Genomic DNA, 17,533 nt, shown 5'->3' with positions numbered 1-17,533 from the left:
CATTATATCTATTTATAGTTGAAGTAAGCTAGGATAATATAGAAGCATATTGAACAACCGCGTATGTCGCGGTGACCACACCTGACAGGAGTATGTAATGTCCAAGCAACAAATCGGCGTCGTCGGAATGGCAGTGATGGGGCGCAACCTGGCGCTCAACATCGAAAGCCGTGGTTATACCGTCTCCGTTTTCAACCGCTCCCGTGATAAGACCGAAGAAGTGATTGCCGAGAACCCAGGCAAGAAACTGGTTCCTTTCTATACGGTTAAAGAGTTTGTTGAGTCTCTGGAAACGCCTCGTCGTATCCTGTTAATGGTGAAAGCAGGCGCAGGTACCGATGCAGCTATCGACTCCCTTAAGCCTTACCTCGAAAAAGGTGACATCATCATTGATGGCGGTAACACCTTCTTCCTGGACACCATTCGTCGTAACCGTGAACTGTCCGCTGAAGGCTTCAACTTCATCGGTACCGGTGTATCCGGTGGCGAAGAGGGTGCGCTGAAAGGCCCATCCATCATGCCTGGCGGCCAGAAAGAAGCGTACGAGCTGGTTGCGCCTATTCTGACCAAAATCGCTGCTGTTGCAGAAGACGGCGAGCCATGTGTGACCTATATCGGTCCGGACGGTGCGGGTCACTATGTTAAAATGGTGCACAACGGCATCGAATATGGCGATATGCAGCTGATTGCAGAAGCATACTCCCTGCTGAAAGGCGGCCTGAATCTCTCTAACGAAGAGCTGGCTGAAACCTTTACCGAGTGGAATAAAGGCGAGCTTAACAGCTATCTGATCGACATCACCAAAGATATCTTCACGAAGAAAGATGAAGAGGGTAAATACCTTGTTGATGTGATTCTGGATGAAGCAGCGAACAAAGGTACCGGTAAATGGACCAGCCAGAGCTCTCTGGATCTGGGCGAGCCGCTGTCTCTGATCACCGAATCCGTCTTTGCGCGTTATATCTCTTCTCTGAAAGAGCAGCGCGTAGCGGCTTCTAAAGTGCTGTCAGGCCCACAGGCTAAACCAGCCGGTGACAAAGCTGAGTTCGTCGAGAAAGTTCGTCGCGCCCTGTACCTGGGTAAAATCGTCTCTTACGCGCAGGGCTTCTCACAGCTGCGTGCGGCGTCTGACGAGAACAACTGGGACCTGAACTACGGCGAGATCGCGAAGATCTTCCGCGCGGGTTGCATCATTCGTGCGCAGTTCCTGCAGAAAATCACCGATGCCTATGCTGAAAACGCAGGTATCGCTAACCTTCTGCTGGCACCGTACTTTAAGAAGATTGCAGACGAGTACCAGCAGGCGCTGCGTGACGTGGTTGCCTACGCTGTACAGAACGGTATCCCGGTTCCAACCTTCTCCGCTGCGGTGGCGTATTACGATAGCTACCGCGCTGCCGTTCTGCCTGCCAACCTGATTCAGGCACAGCGTGACTATTTCGGCGCGCATACTTACAAGCGCACGGATAAAGAAGGCGTGTTCCACACCGAATGGATGGAATAAGTTAACTTACTCGCTATCATCAAACCCGGAGCCTGTCTCCGGGTTTTTTTATGTAAAAAATGCCGCGCATTATTCGAAGTAGTCTGAATCTCATCCCCCTCGTTGTGATTACTCCTGGTTTGCCTTGACAGTGCTGTTTGCCAGGAGGTACAAAGCCCAACAGTTATGTTTATCGCGATGGTCTGCCGGCCATCAATACAGTTAACTAAAAGAAGTCATTAGCGAATGAAAATAACAATTTCCGGAACAGGGTATGTCGGTCTTTCTAACGGCATTCTGATTGCTCAGAACCATGAAGTGGTTGCGCTGGATATCGTGCAGGCCAAAGTGGATATGCTCAATCAGAAGAAATCGCCGATTGTCGACAAAGAAATCCAGGACTATCTCAGCAACAAACCGCTGAATTTCCGCGCCACGACAGATAAAGAAGATGCATACCGCGATGCGGATTACGTCATCATTGCGACGCCTACTGACTACGATCCAAAAACCAATTACTTCAACACCTCAACCGTAGAAGCGGTTATCAAAGATGTTATTGCGGTCAATCCTGATGCGGTGATGGTTATTAAATCAACCATTCCTGTCGGCTTTACCAAATCCATCAAAGAAAAGTTTGGTATTGATAATATCTTCTTCTCGCCAGAGTTCCTGCGTGAGGGGAGAGCGCTTTACGATAACCTACATCCTTCCCGTATCGTTATTGGCGAACGTTCTGAGCGCGCTGAACGCTTTGCCGCACTGCTGCAGGAAGGCGCAGTGAAGAAAGATATTCCGGTGCTGTTCACAGACTCCACCGAAGCGGAGGCAATTAAGCTTTTCGCAAACACCTATCTGGCAATGCGAGTCGCTTACTTCAATGAGCTCGACAGCTATGCAGAAAGTCTCGGACTGAATACCCGCCAGATTATTGAAGGGGTTTGCCTCGACCCGCGTATTGGCAACCACTACAACAACCCCTCATTTGGCTACGGCGGCTATTGCCTGCCAAAAGACACCAAGCAGCTGCTGGCAAACTACCAGGCTGTACCGAATAATCTCATTTCTGCGATTGTTGACGCTAACCGTACGCGTAAAGATTTCATCTCCGATTCTATTCTTGCGCGCCAGCCGAAAGTGGTCGGCGTGTATCGTCTGATCATGAAGAGCGGTTCCGATAACTTCCGCGCCTCTTCCATTCAGGGGATCATGAAGCGCATCAAGGCGAAAGGCGTTGAGGTTATTATTTATGAACCGGCCATGCAGGAAGATCAGTTCTTCAATTCCCGCGTGATCCGCGATCTGGATGCTTTTAAGAAGGAAGCGGATGTCATCATATCGAACCGCATGGCCGAAGAGCTGGCTGACGTCGCTGACAAAGTCTATACCCGCGATCTGTTCGGTAGCGACTAATTCTATTACGTTAAAATAAAAAACCCGGCTGATTTGCCGGGTTTTTTATTTTCAGACCTTGTAAAACTCGCGGTACCAGTCAACGAAGTTCTTCACGCCGTCTTTAACCGAGGTTTGCGGTTTGAAACCGATCACGTCATAGAGCGCTTTCGTGTCGGCGCTGGTTTCCAGGACGTCGCCCGGCTGGAGTGGCAACATATTTTTCTCGGCTTTCTTACCCAGCGCCTCTTCCAGCGCGGTGATGTAGTCCATCAGTTCTACTGGCGAACTGTTACCGATGTTGTAAACGCGGTAAGGTGCTGAACTGGTTGCCGGTGAGCCAGTCTCGACGGTCCAGTTTGCGTCAGGATGGGGAATAACATCCAGCAGGCGGATAATTGCTTCAGCGATATCATCGATGTAGGTGAAATCGCGCTTCATCTTGCCGTAGTTATAGACATCGATGCTTTTGCCTTCAATCATCGCCTTAGTAAACTTAAACAGCGCCATGTCCGGGCGTCCCCACGGACCGTATACGGTAAAGAAGCGCAGTCCGGTGGTCGGCAGGTTGTAAAGATGCGAATAGGTGTGCGACATCAGCTCATTGGCTTTTTTGGTCGCGGCATAGAGCGAGACCGGATGATCCACGGAATCGTCAGTGGAGAAGGGCATCTTACGGTTGAGGCCATATACGGAGCTGGATGAGGCATACAGCAAATGCTGAACGTGGTTATGGCGGCAGCCTTCCAGCACGTTGAGGTGGCCAATAAGGTTGGCATCGGCGTACGCATGCGGGTTTTCCAGGGAGTAGCGTACGCCTGCCTGTGCGGCCAGGTGAATAACGCGATCGAACTTCTCGTCAGCGAAAAGCGCAGCCATACCTTCCCGGTCAGCTAATTCCATCTTGTGGAAGGTGAATCGCTCAGATTGTAGCCGTTCCAGACGTGCCAGCTTTAAATTAACATCGTAATAGTCGTTCAGGTTATCAATACCGACAACCTCATGACCGCCCTCAATGAGGCGTTTGCTGACATTCGAACCGATAAAACCCGCTGCACCCGTTACCAGAAATTTCATATCTTTCCTCAAATACCCAACGCTTACAGATGCGATAACGCATCACATGGTGACTATGATAGCGCGAAGGGGGCGAGTTACATAACGCATCTTTCCGATATAACTCATCGGATTCTTATAGAAAAATCCCCAGCAATAGATAAACTATGAAAACACAATTATGTTTGCCCTTTTTCATCTGTTAGGGAATGTATGACGCACAACAACAATAGCCAGGTCATCCGAAGCAATGACCCTGAGCAAATTGATTTACTTGATATAGCGCTGCAGCTGTGGCGTGGGAAGTGGATGATAGCAACGTTTGTTGTTGTTTTTATTGCCCTGGCTATTGGTTATCTTTCTGTTGCGAAAGAGAAGTGGACCTCAAGCGCGATTATTGCCCAGCCTGATGCCGCCCAAATAGCGACCTATTCAAATGCATTGAACATCCTCTATGGCAGTGCTGCCCCTTCAATGCTGGACATTCAAACGCGTGCGATTGGCCGTTTCAACTCCTCTTTCTCGGCGTTATCGCAGGCGCTGGACAATCAGGAAGTGCCAGAGAAACTGACTATTGAGCCTACTGTGAAAGGACAAACGCTGCCTTTAATCGTCTCCTATACCAGTACATCTGCCGAAGCTGCGCAAAAGCAGCTGGCGCAGTACATTCAGCAGATTGATGAGCAAACGGCAAAAGAACTTGCCCTTGACCTTAAGGACAATATTAAAGAGCAGGTTAAAACCCTGAACGATTCCCTGGTAAATCAGGAGAAGGTTGCCCAGGAGCAGAAAGATCTGCGTATCAAGCAGATCGTTGAGGCGCTGAAAAATGCTGAAGCGGCGAAAATCTCCTCGCCGCAGCTCCAGCAAACCCAGGATGTGACTCAGGAGACGATGTTCCTGCTGGGAAGCGAGGGGCTGAAATCAATGATTCAAAACGAAGCCTCTCGTCCGCTGGTCTTTTCTGCTGCTTACTATCAGACCAGGCAAAACTTGCTGGACATTCAAAATCTGAACGTAAACCCGGACACTATCCACGTCTACCGTTACGTCATGAAACCGGATCTGCCCGTTCGTCGCGATAGCCCGAAAAAAGCCATTGTTCTGATCCTTGCCGTGCTGCTGGGCGGAATGATTGGTTCCGGTGTGGTATTAGGGCGTAACGCATTACGCAACTATAAGCCAAAAGCCTGATTTGCAGATTAAAAAAAACCGGGGAAATTCCCCGGTTTTTTTATTTATGACGCTTTCGAAGATTCTCAATCACCGCCGTCAAATCCAGTTCCTGATCCTGCAGCAGCACCAACAGGTGATACATCAAATCCGACGCTTCATTCGTCAACTCTTCCCGGTCGTGTACGGTCGCGGCCAGCGCCGTCTCAACGCCTTCTTCACCCACCTTCTGCGCAATACGCTTAGTCCCGCTGGCATACAGCTTCGCGGTATAGGAGCTCTCAGGATCCGCGGATTTACGCTCCGCCAGGAGTTGCTCAAGCTGGTACAGGAACAGCCACTGGTGACTCGCCTCGCCGAAGCAGCTGCTGGTGCCTTTATGGCAGGTTGGGCCGATTGGGTTCACCAGCACCAGCAGGGTGTCGTTATCGCAGTCTGGCGTCATGCTGACCACGTTCAGGAAGTGCCCCGAGGTTTCCCCTTTGGTCCACAGGCGCTGCTTAGTGCGCGAGAAAAACGTCACTTTGCCGCTGTCGATCGTTTTTGCCAGCGCGTCCTGGTTCATGTAACCCAGCATCAGCACTTCGCCTGAGACGGCATGCTGTACAACCACCGGCAGTAATCCGTCAGTTTTTTCCCAGTCCAGCTGCGCCTGTTGTTGCTCTGTTAACATACCCTGATCTCCACGCCCTGGTCGGCCAGGTACGTTTTTAACTCGCCAATATTGATAATCTGTTTATGGAACACGGAGGCGGCCAGCGCGCCGTCGACGTTCGCATCGCGGAAGGCTTCCAGGAAGTGTTCCATGGTGCCCGCGCCGCCGGAGGCAATCAGCGGAACGTGGCACACCGCGCGAACTTTCTTCAGCTGCTCGAGATCGTAACCGTTACGCACGCCGTCCTGGTTCATCATGTTCAGCACAATCTCACCTGCGCCGCGCTTCTGCACTTCCTGCACCCAGTCGAGCGTTTCCCACTGCGTCACGCGCGTCCGGCTTTCATCGCCAGTATATTGGTTAACGTGATATTTGCCGGTCGCGGCGTCGAACCAGGTATCAATCCCTACCACTATGCACTGCACGCCAAAGCGATCGGCCAGGCGGGTAATCAGTTCCGGCTCGGCCAGAGCAGGGGAGTTGATGGAAATCTTGTCGGCGCCAAAAGAGAGAATTTTGGCGGCGTCATCAGCAGACTTAATCCCGCCCGCCACGCAGAACGGAATATCAATCACTTCCGCCACGCGCGCGATCCAGCTTTTATCGACCACGCGGCCATCGCTGGAGGCGGTGATATCATAGAAGACCAGTTCGTCAGCGCCTTCATCGGCATAGCGTTTTGCCAGCGGGACGATATCGCCAATGATCTCGTGGTTGCGGAACTGCACGCCTTTCACAACCTGACCATCGCGCACGTCAAGACAAGGAATTATCCGTTTTGCCAGCATTGAATCGCCTCCGTCACCGTAAATTTACCTTCCAGCAGGGCCCGGCCCACAATCACGCCCTGTACCCCCGTTCCGCGCAGCGCGGCGATATCGGCTAAGTCACCGATGCCGCCAGATGACTGGAATGCCACCTGCGGATAACGGGCGCAAACTTCTTCATATAAAGAAACGTTGGAACCCGCCAGCGTGCCGTCGCGCGAGATGTCAGTGCACAGCACGTGCTTCAGGCCCACAGGGAGATACGTCTCGACCAGCGCTTCCAGCGTTACGCCGGAATTTTCCTGCCAGCCGCTGACCGCCACCTGTTTATTACCCTGTTCGTCAATGCGCACGTCCAGCGCCAGTACCAGGGCGTCGGCGCCAAAGCGGCGGAACCAGCCCTTCACCGTCTCAGGCTCTTTCACGGCGGTTGACCCTATTACCACGCGCGCCACGCCCGCATCCAGCAGAGCCGCCACGTCGTCCTCGGTGCGTACGCCGCCGCCGACCTGCACGGGCACGTCAACACCAGCAACCAGTTTTTTCAGCAGCGGGATCTGGCGCTTCGCCGGATCTTTCGCGCCCGTTAAATCCACCAGATGCAGCACCTGTGCACCCTGGGCGGCATAATCCTGCAGGCGCGGCAGCGGGTCCTTTCCGTAGTCGCGCTGTTGACCGTAATCGCCCTGATGAAGTCGGACAACCGTGCCGTCGATTAAATCTAAAGCGGGAATAATCATCACATCTCCAGGAAGTTTTTCAGCAGCTGCGCGCCCGCGGCGCCAGAGCGTTCCGGGTGAAACTGCACGCCGAAGAAATTGTCTTTCTGCACCGCCGCGGTAAACGCCTCGCCGTAAGTGCACTGGGCGATGGTATTGACGTTCACCGGCATGGCGTAACTGTGTACGAAGTAAAAATACGCGCCGTCTTCGATGCCGCGAAACAGCCGGTCACCCGCTTTGGCGTAAACGCGGTTCCAGCCCATATGAGGCAGAGGCAGGCCGTGGTCGGTCATTTTCGGTACGTCTTCGTCGATAATGCCCAGCAGGTCAACGCCGTTGCTCTCTTCGCTGCGGCGGCCAAGAAGCTGCATGCCCAGGCAAATCCCCAGCACCGGCTGGGTACAGGCTTTGATCAAATCGACCAGATCGCGTTCGCGAATCTGGTCCATCGCCGCCTGTGCGGTGCCAACGCCCGGCAGGAAAAGCTTGTCAGCGCGCAATACAATGTCCGGATCGCGGCTCACCACCGGCTCATAGCCGTGGCGCGCGATGGCCGATTTCACGGAGTTGAGGTTGGCGCATCCGGTATCCAGAATCACCACGTTCATTACAGCACTCCTTTCGACGAGGGCAGGGCATCGCCTTCCACGCGGATCGCCTGGCGAAGCGTACGGCCAAAGGCTTTAAACAGGCTCTCCACGCGGTGGTGATCGTTTTTGCCTTTGGTTTTCAGGTGCAGCGTCAGTCCCATGGTGTAGGACAGGGAACGGAAGAAGTGCTCCACCATTTCGGTGCTGAGATCGCCGACGCGCTGGTAGGTGAAATCAGCTTTGTATTCCAGGTGCGGACGACCCGAGATATCCATGGCGCAGCGCGCCAGGCACTCGTCCATCGGCAGGACGAAGCCGAAACGGTTGATGCCGCGCTTGTCGCCGAGCGCCAGCTTCAGGGCTTCACCCAGCGCCAGGCCGGTATCTTCCACGGTGTGGTGATCGTCAATATAAAGGTCGCCTTTTACCGCGATCTCAATGCGGAAACCGCCGTGGGTGGCGATCTGGTCCAGCATGTGGTCAAAGAAACCGACGCCGGTGTGGATCTTGCTGCCGCCTTCACGGTCCAGCCATACCTTTACATCAATCTGCGTCTCTTTGGTGTTACGCTCAACGTGGGAATAGCGGTCGCGTTTTGTCAGTTGCTCGCCAATCTTTGCCCAGTTAAGGTCGTTACGATCGTAGCGCAGCCCCGCGATGCCCATGTTTTCCGCCAGCGTAATATCGGTGATGCGATCGCCGATGACGTAGCTGTTGGTTTTATCCAGCATATCTTCGGCCAGATAGCGCTCAACCAGCTTCACCTTTGGCTTACGGCAGTCGCACTCGTCGGCTGGCATGTGCGGGCAAATCAGCACTTCATCAAATACCACGCCCTGAGAGGTCAGCACCTGCATCATCAGGTTATGCGGGCCGTCAAAGTCCGCCTGCGGGAAACTGTCCGTACCCAGACCGTCCTGGTTGGTGATCATTACCAGCTTATAGCCCGCTTTCTGAAGCTTAAGCAGCACCGGGATCACGTCCGGTTCAAAAGCCAGCTTATCGAAACGATCGACCTGGAAATCGGCTGGTGGCTCCGAAATAAGGGTGCCATCACGATCGATGAAAAGGATCTTCTGGGTCATACTTTCTCCGCTTTCAGGGCGTCAATGACGCGCTGGCTCTCTGCGCGGGTGCCTACGGTGATACGTAAACAGCCACTCAGGGAAGGTTGTTTATTCTGGTCTCGTAAGATAATGCCCTGATCCCATAAAGATTTAAATACGGCACTGGAGGCGGTGAAGCGCGCCAGGATGTAGTTGGTTTCCGAGTCGAACACCTGCTCGACGCAAGGGATGTCTTTCAGCGCGGTGACAAGGTACTGACGTTCCTCCAGGATCTGCGCCACGCGTTCGCGCATCGCGTTGATACCCTGAGGCGTCAGCGCCTGTGCCGCAATATCGGCAACCGGCGTTGAGAGCGGGTACGGGGCGATCACTTTCAGCAGCAGGTCGATGACCTCTTTATTCGCCAGCGTAAACCCGCAGCGCAGGCCCGCGAGGGCGAAGGCTTTTGACAACGTGCGCAGCACAACGAGATGCGGATACTCTTCCAGCCAGCCCGTCAGCGTCGCCTGCGGGCAGAACTCGATGTAGGCCTCGTCGGCCACCACCAGCGTTTTACCACGGGTCATCTCCAGCAGGGTGCGAATATCCTGCGGGTTAATAATCTGCCCGGTGGGGTTATTTGGGCTGCAGACGAAGACGACCTTCACGCCGTCGAGATTGTCGGCAATGCCCTGTAAATCGAGCTGCCAGTTCTCCAGCGCCTGGACGTTGCGGCACGCCACGCCGAAGGTTTCGGCGCTGACGCTGTACATGCCGTACGTGGGCTGGCAGTACATCACCGCGTCTTTGCCCGGCTCGCAGAACGCGCGGATCAGCAGCTCAATGCCCTCATCCGCGCCGCGGCTGACCAGTACCTGCTCCGGCTTCACACCCGCGTACTGGGCGTAGTTTTCAATCACCGCTTTTGGCTGACACTCCGGATAGCGGTTCAGCGTTTGCTGCGACAGCTCAAACTGCACCGCAGTCGGGAATTCGTTGGCGTTCAGCCAGACGTCCCCGTTTCCGCCCAGACGACGCGCAGACTGGTAAGGCGTCAGGCGGCGGACATTTTCGCGGGCTAATTCTTCAATGTTCATGCTTGCTCCTTCAGGGCGGCAACGCGCAGCGTCACGGCGTTTTTGTGGGCGGTCAGACGCTCGGCGGCGGCCAGGGTTTCAATAGTAGAAGCCAGTGAAGCAAACCCCTCGCGGGACAGCTCCTGCACGGTCATGCGTTTCTGGAAATCCGCCAGGCCGAGGCTGGAACAGGTAGAGGTGTAGCCATACGTTGGCAGCACGTGGTTGGTGCCGGAGGCGTAATCCCCTGCGGACTCCGGTGACCAGTCGCCGAGGAACACCGAGCCCGCGCTGGTGATGCTGTCGACCAGATCGCGCGCGTTGCGGGTCTGAATAATCAGGTGCTCCGGGCCGTACTGGTTGGAGATGGCAATGCACTGCTCGAGATCGCGCGCCACAATCAGGCGGCTGGCCGCTAACGCCTGACGTGCCGTGTCGGCGCGGGGCAGGTCGGCAAGCTGGCGTTCAACGGCTTCGCCCACGCGTTTCGCCATATCGGCATCAGGCGTCAGCAGGATGACCTGCGAGTCCGGGCCGTGTTCTGCCTGTGAAAGCAGGTCGGAGGCCACGAAGTCCGGTGTTGCGCCGCTGTCGGCAATGACCAGCACTTCAGACGGACCGGCAGGCATATCGATTGCAGCGCCGTCGAGACGCTGGCTGACCTGGCGCTTGGCTTCGGTCACATACGCATTGCCCGGGCCAAAGATTTTGTCGACTTTAGGAATGGACTCTGTGCCGAACGCCAGGGCCGAAATCGCCTGCGCGCCGCCCACTTTATACACCGCCTGCACGCCGCAGAGTTTTGCCGCGTAGAGGATCTCATCGGCGATCGGTGGCGGAGAGCACAGCACTATTTTCTGGCATCCGGCGATACGCGCCGGCGTGGCGAGCATTAATACGGTCGAAAACAGCGGCGCTGAACCACCAGGGATATAAAGTCCCACTGACGCAACCGGGCGCGTCACCTGCTGGCAACGCACGCCGGGCAGGGTTTCGACATCCACGGTCTGCAGCTTCTGCGCGGTGTGGAAGGTATCAATGTTTTTCACCGCAACGGCCATCGCCTGCTTGATGTCATCTCCCAGACGATTACTGGCATCAATGATTTCCTGCTTAGTAACCTGTAATGCGCCGACTTCCGTCTTATCAAACTTCACGCTGTATTCACGCAGGGCGTCATCGCCACGGGCTTTGACGTTATCCAGGATCTCCGCCACGGCGCGTGAGATGCTCTCAGAGGCGGAAATCGCCGGGCGCATCAGCAGCTCACGCTGTTGTGCGTCGCTACAGGTATTCCAGTCGATGATTGTGTTAAAGCTCATGGCCATTACTCCATCATCTTCTCAATTGGCAGCACCAGGATGGAGCTTGCGCCCAGCGCCTTCAGTTTTTCCATGGTTTCCCAGAACAGGGTTTCGCTGCTCACCATGTGCATCGCCACGCGCTGCTGATCGCCCGCCAGCGGCAGGATGGTTGGGCGCTCAGCGCCCGGCAGCAGGGCAATCACTTCATTCAGACGCTCGGTTGGGGCGTGCATCATGATGTATTTGGACTCACGCGCCTGAATCACGCCCTGAATACGGGTCAGCAGCTTGTCGATCAGCTGCTGTTTGGCGTCGGCCATCTCGCCGTCGCGCTGAATCAGGCACGCTTTAGAGCGGTAGATGACTTCCACTTCGCGCAGACCGTTCGCTTCCAGCGTCGCGCCGGTCGAGACGAGGTCACAGATGGCGTCCGCCAGACCCGCACGCGGTGCCACTTCAACGGAGCCGTTCAGCAGGCAGGATTTAAACTGCACGCCTTTCTGGTCGAGATAACGCTTCAACAGGTGAGGGTAAGAGGTGGCGATACGTTTGCCGTTCAGCGCGGCCGGGCCGTCCCACGCTTCATCAACCGGCGTTGCCAGCGACAGGCGGCAACCGCCGAAGTCCAGACGACGCAGGGTGAAGTAACGCGGGTCTTCACCCTGGGCGCGGCGGGTCAGCAGCTCTTCTTCCAGCACGTTTTCACCGATGATACCGAGGTCAACGACGCCGTCCATCACAAGGCCGGGAATATCGTCATCACGCACGCGCAGAATGTCGATGGGCATGTTTTCAGCCAGGGCAATCAGGCGCTGGGTATGCAGGTTGATTTTAATCCCGCAGCGGGCCAGCAGTTCGCGTGAATCGTCGCTCAAACGGCCTGATTTTTGAATAGCTATGCGTAAACGTGAGTTATCTAACATTCTTTATTCCTCGTTAACCTGTTTTAACCTGTCTGAATTCGGTCCAAAAAAAAGCCCCCGGAAGAAGATCTTCCGGGGGCTTTTTCATGCGTTCATGCACCACTGGAAGATCCAAACGTCTTCCAGCACACATCGCCTGAAAGACTAGTCAGGATGATGGTGATGATGGTGGTGTTTAAATTGAACGCGTGTCATATAAATTCTCGATGAATGCTTATTCATTTGATGTCTTTTAACCTAAACCAGTTGTACGACATATTGCAAGGGCTTTTTTTGATCATTAATTCATTTCATATTGATGCTATGAATTGTGTGTTCTGCCGGGCTGGCGTAGCCTTATGAAAGACGAGTGAGAGTCAGGAGAATTCGCATGAAAAAGGTCGCGATTGTCGGTTTAGGATGGCTGGGAATGCCGCTGGCGATGTCATTAGCCGCGAAAGGCTGGCAGGTGACCGGGAGCAAGACCACCCGGGATGGGGTCGAAGCGGCACGCATGTGCGGTATTGATGGCGTTGAACTGCGTCTGGAGCCGGAGCTGGTGTGTGATGCGGACGATCTGGACACGCTGATGAACGTAGATGCGCTGGTGATTACGCTACCCGCACGGCGCAGTGGCCCGGGCGAATCATTCTACCTGCAGGCGATGCAGGAGATTGTCGACAGCGCGCTGGCGCATCACGTCCCGCGCATTATTTTTACCAGCTCGACGTCGGTTTATGGCGATGCTGAGGGCGTGGTGAAAGAGAGTTCCGAGCGCCGTCCCGTAACCGCGAGCGGTCAGGTCCTGAAAGAGCTGGAAGACTGGCTGCATAACCTTCCCGGCACGCAGGTCGATATCGTTCGTCTGGCGGGGCTGGTTGGCCCGGGGCGTCATCCGGGGCGCTTCTTTGCCGGTAAGACGGCACCAGACGGTCAACATGGCGTGAATCTTGTGCATCTTGAAGATGTTATTGGCGCGATTGAGCTACTCTTACAGGCTCCAAAAGGCGGACACATCTATAATATATGTGCACCGTCTCATCCGGCGCGCAGCACGTTTTACCCGCTCATGGCACGCCAGCTTGGGTTGGCTCCGCCGGTTTTTGGTGAGGCAAAGAACGAAAGTAAAGGCAAAATTGTTGATGGCAATCGCATTTGCCATGAGCTGGGGTTTGAGTATCAGTATCCCGATCCGCTGGTGATGCCCATGGAATAAGCCCCGCAGCGGAGACAATCGCATACCGGAAGGGGGCGAGCATGAAACCGCTGCTGGATGTTCTTATTATTCTGGATGCACTGGAAAAAGAGGGGAGCTTTGCGGCTGCCTCGGCAAAGCTTTACAAAACCCCTTCGGCCCTGAGCTATACCGTTCAAAAACTGGAAAGCGACCTCAATATTCAGATCCTCGATCGCACCGGGCACCGCGCGCGGTTTACCCGCACCGGGCAGATGCTGCTGGAAAAAGGCCGTGACGTTCTTCATACCGTTCGCGAGCTGGAAAAGCAGGCCGTCAAGCTCCATCAGGGATGGGAGAATGAGCTGGTGATTGGCGTGGATGATACCTTTCCGTTTTCTCTACTGACGCCGCTCATTGAAGCGTTTTACCAGCATCACAGCGTCACCCGGCTGATCTTCATCAACGGGGTGCTGGGCGGCTCCTGGGAGGCTTTAACCCAGGGCAGGGCGGACATCTTTGTCGGTGCCCTGCATGAGCCTCCCCAGTTGAGTGACTTTGGCTTTGCCCGCCTGGGCGTGCTGGAGCAGGTATTTGCCGTGGCGCCCCATCATCCGCTGGCTCAGGAGCCTGATCCTCTTAACCGCCGCGTTATTAAGGGGTACCGCGCAATAGTAGTCGGGGACAGCTCGCGCCCCGAATGTGCGGTTTCCTCGCAGCTGCTGGATGAGCAGGAGGCCATTACCGTTTTTGACTTTAAAACCAAGCTGGAGCTGCAAATTAGCGGCCTGGGCTGCGGCTATTTACCGCGCTACCTGGCGCAGCGCTTTATTGATAGCGGTGCGCTTGTTGAAAAACAGGTGCTTGCGCAAAGCAGTAACGAATCGGTGTGGGTCGGCTGGAATGAACAAACCGCCGGGCTGGCCAGCGCCTGGTGGCGGGACGAAATTTTAGCAAATAGTGCTATCGCCGCAGTTTACTCTCAGGGGAGCGCCGAGAAATCAGCCAGTTAGAAAAAAGAAAATGACCCGGTGCGTTGCAAAGTATTGCCTTTTGTATCCGATGTGGGGCAAAATGCCGCCGCTGCAACCAAATGAATAATCGACGATATAAAAGGCGTCGGTTATTTTTTTTTGCATGTACGAAACGAAACTAAAAACCAAGAGGCCGGGCTTCGTACCGGATAGATATTTACTAAAATCCGACAGTTGTTGTCGCTGAGGAAGAAAGAAATGGGGCAATTTTTCGCTTACGTGGCGGTTATCACCGTAAAGGAGAATAACTATGTCGCATAACGCAACTCCAAACACCTCTCGCGTGGAATTACGTAAAACGCTTACGTTGATTCCGGTTGTTATGATGGGCCTTGCCTATATGCAACCGATGACGCTGTTCGATACATTCGGTATCGTATCAGGCCTCACTGACGGTCATGTGCCGACGGCTTACGGCTTTGCGCTGATTGCGATCCTCTTTACCGCGCTGAGCTACGGTAAACTGGTGCGTCGCTATCCGTCTGCAGGTTCCGCCTACACCTATGCCCAGAAATCCATCAGCCCGACGGTTGGCTTTATGGTGGGCTGGTCTTCGCTGCTCGACTACCTGTTCGCGCCGATGATCAACATTCTGCTGGCAAAAATCTATTTTGAAGCGCTGGTGCCATCGATTCCCTCGTGGATCTTCGTCGTGGCGCTGGTAGCCTTTATGACGGCCTTTAACCTGCGCAGCATCAAGTCCGTTGCCAACTTTAACTCCGTTATCGTTGTGCTTCAGGTTGTCCTGATTGCCGTGATTCTTGGCATGGTGATCTATGGCGTATTCCACGGCGAAGGCGCGGGCACCCTGGCGAGCAGCAAACCGTTCTGGTCTGGTGATGCGCATGTGATCCCGATGATTACCGGGGCGACGATTCTGTGCTTCTCCTTTACCGGTTTCGACGGGATTAGCAACCTGTCTGAGGAAACGAAGGATGCAGAGCGCGTGATCCCGCGTGCCATCTTCCTGACGGCGCTGATTGGCGGTCTGATCTTTATTTTCTCGACCTATTTCCTGCAGCTGTACTTCCCGGATATCTCGCGCTTCAAGGATCCGGATGCGTCTCAGCCGGAAATCATGCTCTATGTGGCGGGTAAAGCGTTCCAGGTCGGCGCGCTGATCTTCTCCACCATCACCGTACTGGCGTCCGGTATGGCCGCGCATGCAGGCGTTGCGCGTCTGATGTACGTAATGGGTCGTGATGGCGTATTCCCGAAAAGCTTCTTCGGCTACGTGCATCCAACCTGGCGTACCCCGGCGATGAACATTATCCTTGTCGGTGCGATCGCGCTTCTGGCGATTAACTTTGACCTGGTGATGGCAACGGCGCTGATTAACTTCGGTGCGCTGGTGGCGTTCACCTTTGTTAACCTGTCGGTTATCTCTCAGTTCTGGATCCGTGAAAAGCGTAACAAGACGCTGAAAGATCACTTCCAGTATCTGTTCCTGCCGATGTGCGGTGCCCTGACCGTGGGCGCGCTGTGGGTTAACCTGGAAGAGAGCTCGATGGTGCTTGGCCTGATTTGGGCAGGTATCGGCCTGGTGTACCTGGCCTGTGTCACGAAGAGCTTCCGTAACCCGGTTCCGCAGTACGAAGACGTTGCTTAAGTCTTAACGTATTAAAAAAAAACCGGAGACCTTGTCTCCGGTTTTTTTATATCTCACTTCAGACTATCTCTTGCGCGTACTGGAACAGGGCTTTTAACAGGATCTGTTTTTCTGCGTTGCCTTCATACTGGTTGTATAACGACTCAAGCTCCTGCGCGTAATGCTGCAGATACTCTGGCGTAAACACGTTTCGGCGGTGCTGCAGCCAGCGCGCCTGTTCTGCTTCATCCAGCGTGCCGGGATAATTGCGCGCCCGGTAGTTAAACATCAGCTTTTCGATGCGCTTATCGGCGAAGGTGATGTCCAGCGCAGGTAAGTTACGCGGCTCGGTTTGCAGAACAATATTCATGGCTGCGCGGTCGGCATCGCTGAAGAAACCGTTATAGAGCTGGGCGTCCACGTTTTCAGACGGCACGAACGGCTCCGCCTCGGCAAAGATGGCGACCACCTTCTCGCGCACCTGAGGGTTTTCGCGCAGCACTTTCAGGTTATCGAGGCAGTGCTGACGGTTAATGCCGAGTCTGTCCGCATCTTCCGGGCGCAGCGTATTCGCCTGCGCCAGTACCGGACATTTATTGATATGCACCAGCTTGACCGGCACCGCAGGCAGATCCCCGAGTTCATTTTTCGGGGTGTAAAGCCGTTCGCGCAGGGTATCGCTGTCAAGTTCCAGCAGCGGCGAAATATCGCCCGCCAGGTCCACCATGATAACCGCATTACGGTTATCCGGGTGCCACGCCAGCGGCGCGACCCAGCTGGTATTGCCGCGCCAGGCGCCAAACATGCCGGAGATATGCACCAGGGGCTTCATCTGCGGTACGTCGATAAGGGTCATGAGCTTCTGCTTGCTTCGGTGGCTCAGCAGATATTCAAACAGCCGGGGCTGTGCGGTTTTCACCAGCTTCGCCATGGCAATGGTGGCATAGACGTCTGCCATCGCGTCGTGGGCATTGTTGTGCTCGATGCCGTTGGCGCGCGTCAGGTGTTCCAGCCGGAAGCTGATCAGCCCTTCCTCATTTTCCGGCCAGTTAATGCCTTCAGGGCGCAGGGCATAACAGGCGCGCATGATGTCGAGCAGATCCCAGCGTGAATTGCGGTTCTGCCAGCTCCAGGCGTACGGATCGTAGAAGTTGCGATAGAAGATATTGCGCGTCACTTCATCATCGAAGCGGATGTTGTTGTAACCGACCACGCAGGTATTGGGAACGGTAAACAGATCGTGGATGCGGCGGGCGAACTCTGCTTCGTTAACGCCTTTTTCCCGCGCTTCCTGCGGTGTGATCCCGGTGACCATGACCGCGCCGGGCTGCGGCAGGTAGTCATCAGCCGGTTTACAGTAAAAAACCTCGGGTTCGCCAATGATGTTGAATTCGTCATCGGTGCGGATGGCGGCAAACTGCGCCGGTCGGTCCAGCGCCGGATGCGTGCCAAAGGTTTCGTAGTCGTGGAACAAAAAAGTCGGGCGTGCGGCAGAGTCAGACACCAGTAATACCATCCTGTTAAAAAATGACGTCACTATGGTAAACGATCGTGCGGGTCAGACCGAATAA

The 17,533-nt window shown here is 54.7% G+C and carries 18 protein-coding genes and 1 other annotated feature; of the genes, 7 read left to right on the top strand and 11 right to left on the bottom strand.

Features of this window, described 5'->3' with window-relative positions; all coding sequences use genetic code 11:
- Window positions 1-97: 97 nt before the first annotated feature.
- Window positions 98-1,504 carry an NADP-dependent phosphogluconate dehydrogenase gene (gndA, locus tag IM273_RS18130; RefSeq protein ID WP_193031610.1) on the top strand — a complete coding sequence of 469 codons (1,407 nt, stop codon included), beginning with the start codon at window positions 98-100 and terminating at the stop codon, window positions 1,502-1,504.
- 225 nt (window positions 1,505-1,729) lie between these two features.
- Window positions 1,730-2,896, top strand: coding sequence for a UDP-glucose 6-dehydrogenase (gene ugd / locus IM273_RS18125; protein WP_041909161.1), 1,167 nt, complete (start codon window positions 1,730-1,732; stop codon window positions 2,894-2,896).
- A 51-nt stretch (window positions 2,897-2,947) separates the two neighbouring features.
- Here ugd and IM273_RS18120 read toward each other — a convergent pair whose 3' ends face one another.
- The gene (locus tag IM273_RS18120; protein ID WP_193051752.1) at window positions 2,948-3,952 is read right to left on the bottom strand and encodes an NAD-dependent epimerase; all 1,005 of its coding nucleotides are present in this window, start codon (window positions 3,950-3,952) and stop codon (window positions 2,948-2,950) included.
- Between the two features lie 192 nt (window positions 3,953-4,144).
- Here IM273_RS18120 and wzzB point away from each other — a divergent pair, with 192 nt between their 5' ends.
- Window positions 4,145-5,125, top strand: a complete 981-nt coding sequence (wzzB, locus tag IM273_RS18115) for an LPS O-antigen chain length determinant protein WzzB (RefSeq protein WP_193051751.1) — start codon at window positions 4,145-4,147, stop codon at window positions 5,123-5,125.
- A 40-nt stretch (window positions 5,126-5,165) separates the two neighbouring features.
- Here wzzB and hisIE read toward each other — a convergent pair whose 3' ends face one another.
- From hisIE to hisL, 9 genes are all read right to left on the bottom strand, one after another.
- The gene (gene hisIE, locus IM273_RS18110) at window positions 5,166-5,777 is read right to left on the bottom strand and encodes a bifunctional phosphoribosyl-AMP cyclohydrolase/phosphoribosyl-ATP diphosphatase HisIE (RefSeq protein WP_045260396.1); all 612 of its coding nucleotides are present in this window, start codon (window positions 5,775-5,777) and stop codon (window positions 5,166-5,168) included.
- Window positions 5,771-6,547, bottom strand: coding sequence for an imidazole glycerol phosphate synthase subunit HisF (gene hisF / locus IM273_RS18105; RefSeq protein ID WP_193051750.1), 777 nt, complete (start codon window positions 6,545-6,547; stop codon window positions 5,771-5,773). The genes hisIE and hisF overlap by 7 nt, the downstream gene beginning before the upstream one ends.
- The gene (hisA, locus tag IM273_RS18100) at window positions 6,529-7,266 is read right to left on the bottom strand and encodes a 1-(5-phosphoribosyl)-5-[(5-phosphoribosylamino)methylideneamino]imidazole-4-carboxamide isomerase (protein WP_193051749.1); all 738 of its coding nucleotides are present in this window, start codon (window positions 7,264-7,266) and stop codon (window positions 6,529-6,531) included. Before hisA ends, hisF begins: the two co-directional genes overlap by 19 nt.
- Window positions 7,266-7,856 carry an imidazole glycerol phosphate synthase subunit HisH gene (hisH, locus tag IM273_RS18095; RefSeq protein ID WP_028013765.1) on the bottom strand — a complete coding sequence of 197 codons (591 nt, stop codon included), beginning with the start codon at window positions 7,854-7,856 and terminating at the stop codon, window positions 7,266-7,268. The genes hisA and hisH overlap by 1 nt, the downstream gene beginning before the upstream one ends.
- Complete coding sequence (gene hisB / locus IM273_RS18090; RefSeq protein ID WP_193051748.1) at window positions 7,856-8,923, bottom strand: bifunctional histidinol-phosphatase/imidazoleglycerol-phosphate dehydratase HisB; 1,068 nt, start codon at window positions 8,921-8,923, stop codon at window positions 7,856-7,858. Before hisB ends, hisH begins: the two co-directional genes overlap by 1 nt.
- The gene (hisC, locus tag IM273_RS18085; protein WP_193051747.1) at window positions 8,920-9,981 is read right to left on the bottom strand and encodes a histidinol-phosphate transaminase; all 1,062 of its coding nucleotides are present in this window, start codon (window positions 9,979-9,981) and stop codon (window positions 8,920-8,922) included. Before hisC ends, hisB begins: the two co-directional genes overlap by 4 nt.
- Window positions 9,978-11,282, bottom strand: coding sequence for a histidinol dehydrogenase (gene hisD, locus IM273_RS18080; protein WP_193051746.1), 1,305 nt, complete (start codon window positions 11,280-11,282; stop codon window positions 9,978-9,980). Before hisD ends, hisC begins: the two co-directional genes overlap by 4 nt.
- 5 nt (window positions 11,283-11,287) lie before the next feature.
- Window positions 11,288-12,187 carry an ATP phosphoribosyltransferase gene (gene hisG, locus IM273_RS18075; protein ID WP_192971323.1) on the bottom strand — a complete coding sequence of 300 codons (900 nt, stop codon included), beginning with the start codon at window positions 12,185-12,187 and terminating at the stop codon, window positions 11,288-11,290.
- Window positions 12,188-12,232: 45 nt separating this feature from the next.
- Window positions 12,233-12,356, bottom strand: a sequence feature (His leader region).
- Window positions 12,332-12,382 (bottom strand): his operon leader peptide, encoded by a 51-nt coding sequence (gene hisL / locus IM273_RS18070; RefSeq protein WP_001364200.1) that lies wholly within the window; start codon window positions 12,380-12,382, stop codon window positions 12,332-12,334. Its footprint overlaps the feature before it by 25 nt.
- A 175-nt stretch (window positions 12,383-12,557) precedes the next feature.
- Here hisL and IM273_RS18065 point away from each other — a divergent pair, with 175 nt between their 5' ends.
- The 4 genes from IM273_RS18065 to plaP all read left to right on the top strand — a co-directional run bounded on the left by IM273_RS18065 (window position 12,558) and on the right by plaP (window position 15,983).
- Window positions 12,558-13,382, top strand: coding sequence for an SDR family oxidoreductase (locus IM273_RS18065; protein WP_028013761.1), 825 nt, complete (start codon window positions 12,558-12,560; stop codon window positions 13,380-13,382).
- 41 nt (window positions 13,383-13,423) lie between these two features.
- Window positions 13,424-14,353 carry a LysR substrate-binding domain-containing protein gene (locus tag IM273_RS18060; protein ID WP_153656631.1) on the top strand — a complete coding sequence of 310 codons (930 nt, stop codon included), beginning with the start codon at window positions 13,424-13,426 and terminating at the stop codon, window positions 14,351-14,353.
- 219 nt (window positions 14,354-14,572) lie between these two features.
- Window positions 14,573-14,635 (top strand): membrane protein YoeI, encoded by a 63-nt coding sequence (gene yoeI / locus IM273_RS18055; protein WP_099458931.1) that lies wholly within the window; start codon window positions 14,573-14,575, stop codon window positions 14,633-14,635.
- Complete coding sequence (gene plaP, locus IM273_RS18050; protein WP_028013759.1) at window positions 14,625-15,983, top strand: putrescine/proton symporter PlaP; 1,359 nt, start codon at window positions 14,625-14,627, stop codon at window positions 15,981-15,983. Before yoeI ends, plaP begins: the two co-directional genes overlap by 11 nt.
- A 58-nt stretch (window positions 15,984-16,041) precedes the next feature.
- Here plaP and sbcB read toward each other — a convergent pair whose 3' ends face one another.
- A complete protein-coding gene (gene sbcB, locus IM273_RS18045) occupies window positions 16,042-17,478 on the bottom strand; it encodes an exodeoxyribonuclease I (protein ID WP_370551850.1) in 1,437 nt (478 codons plus the stop codon).
- Window positions 17,479-17,533: the final 55 nt, after the last annotated feature.

The organism is Enterobacter cloacae complex sp. P13B (genome assembly GCF_014895915.1).
GTDB classification, from domain to species: Bacteria; Pseudomonadota; Gammaproteobacteria; order Enterobacterales; family Enterobacteriaceae; genus Enterobacter; species Enterobacter bugandensis.
Note: the sequence above shows the minus strand (reverse complement) of the source record. Positions and strands in the feature narration are given on the sequence as shown.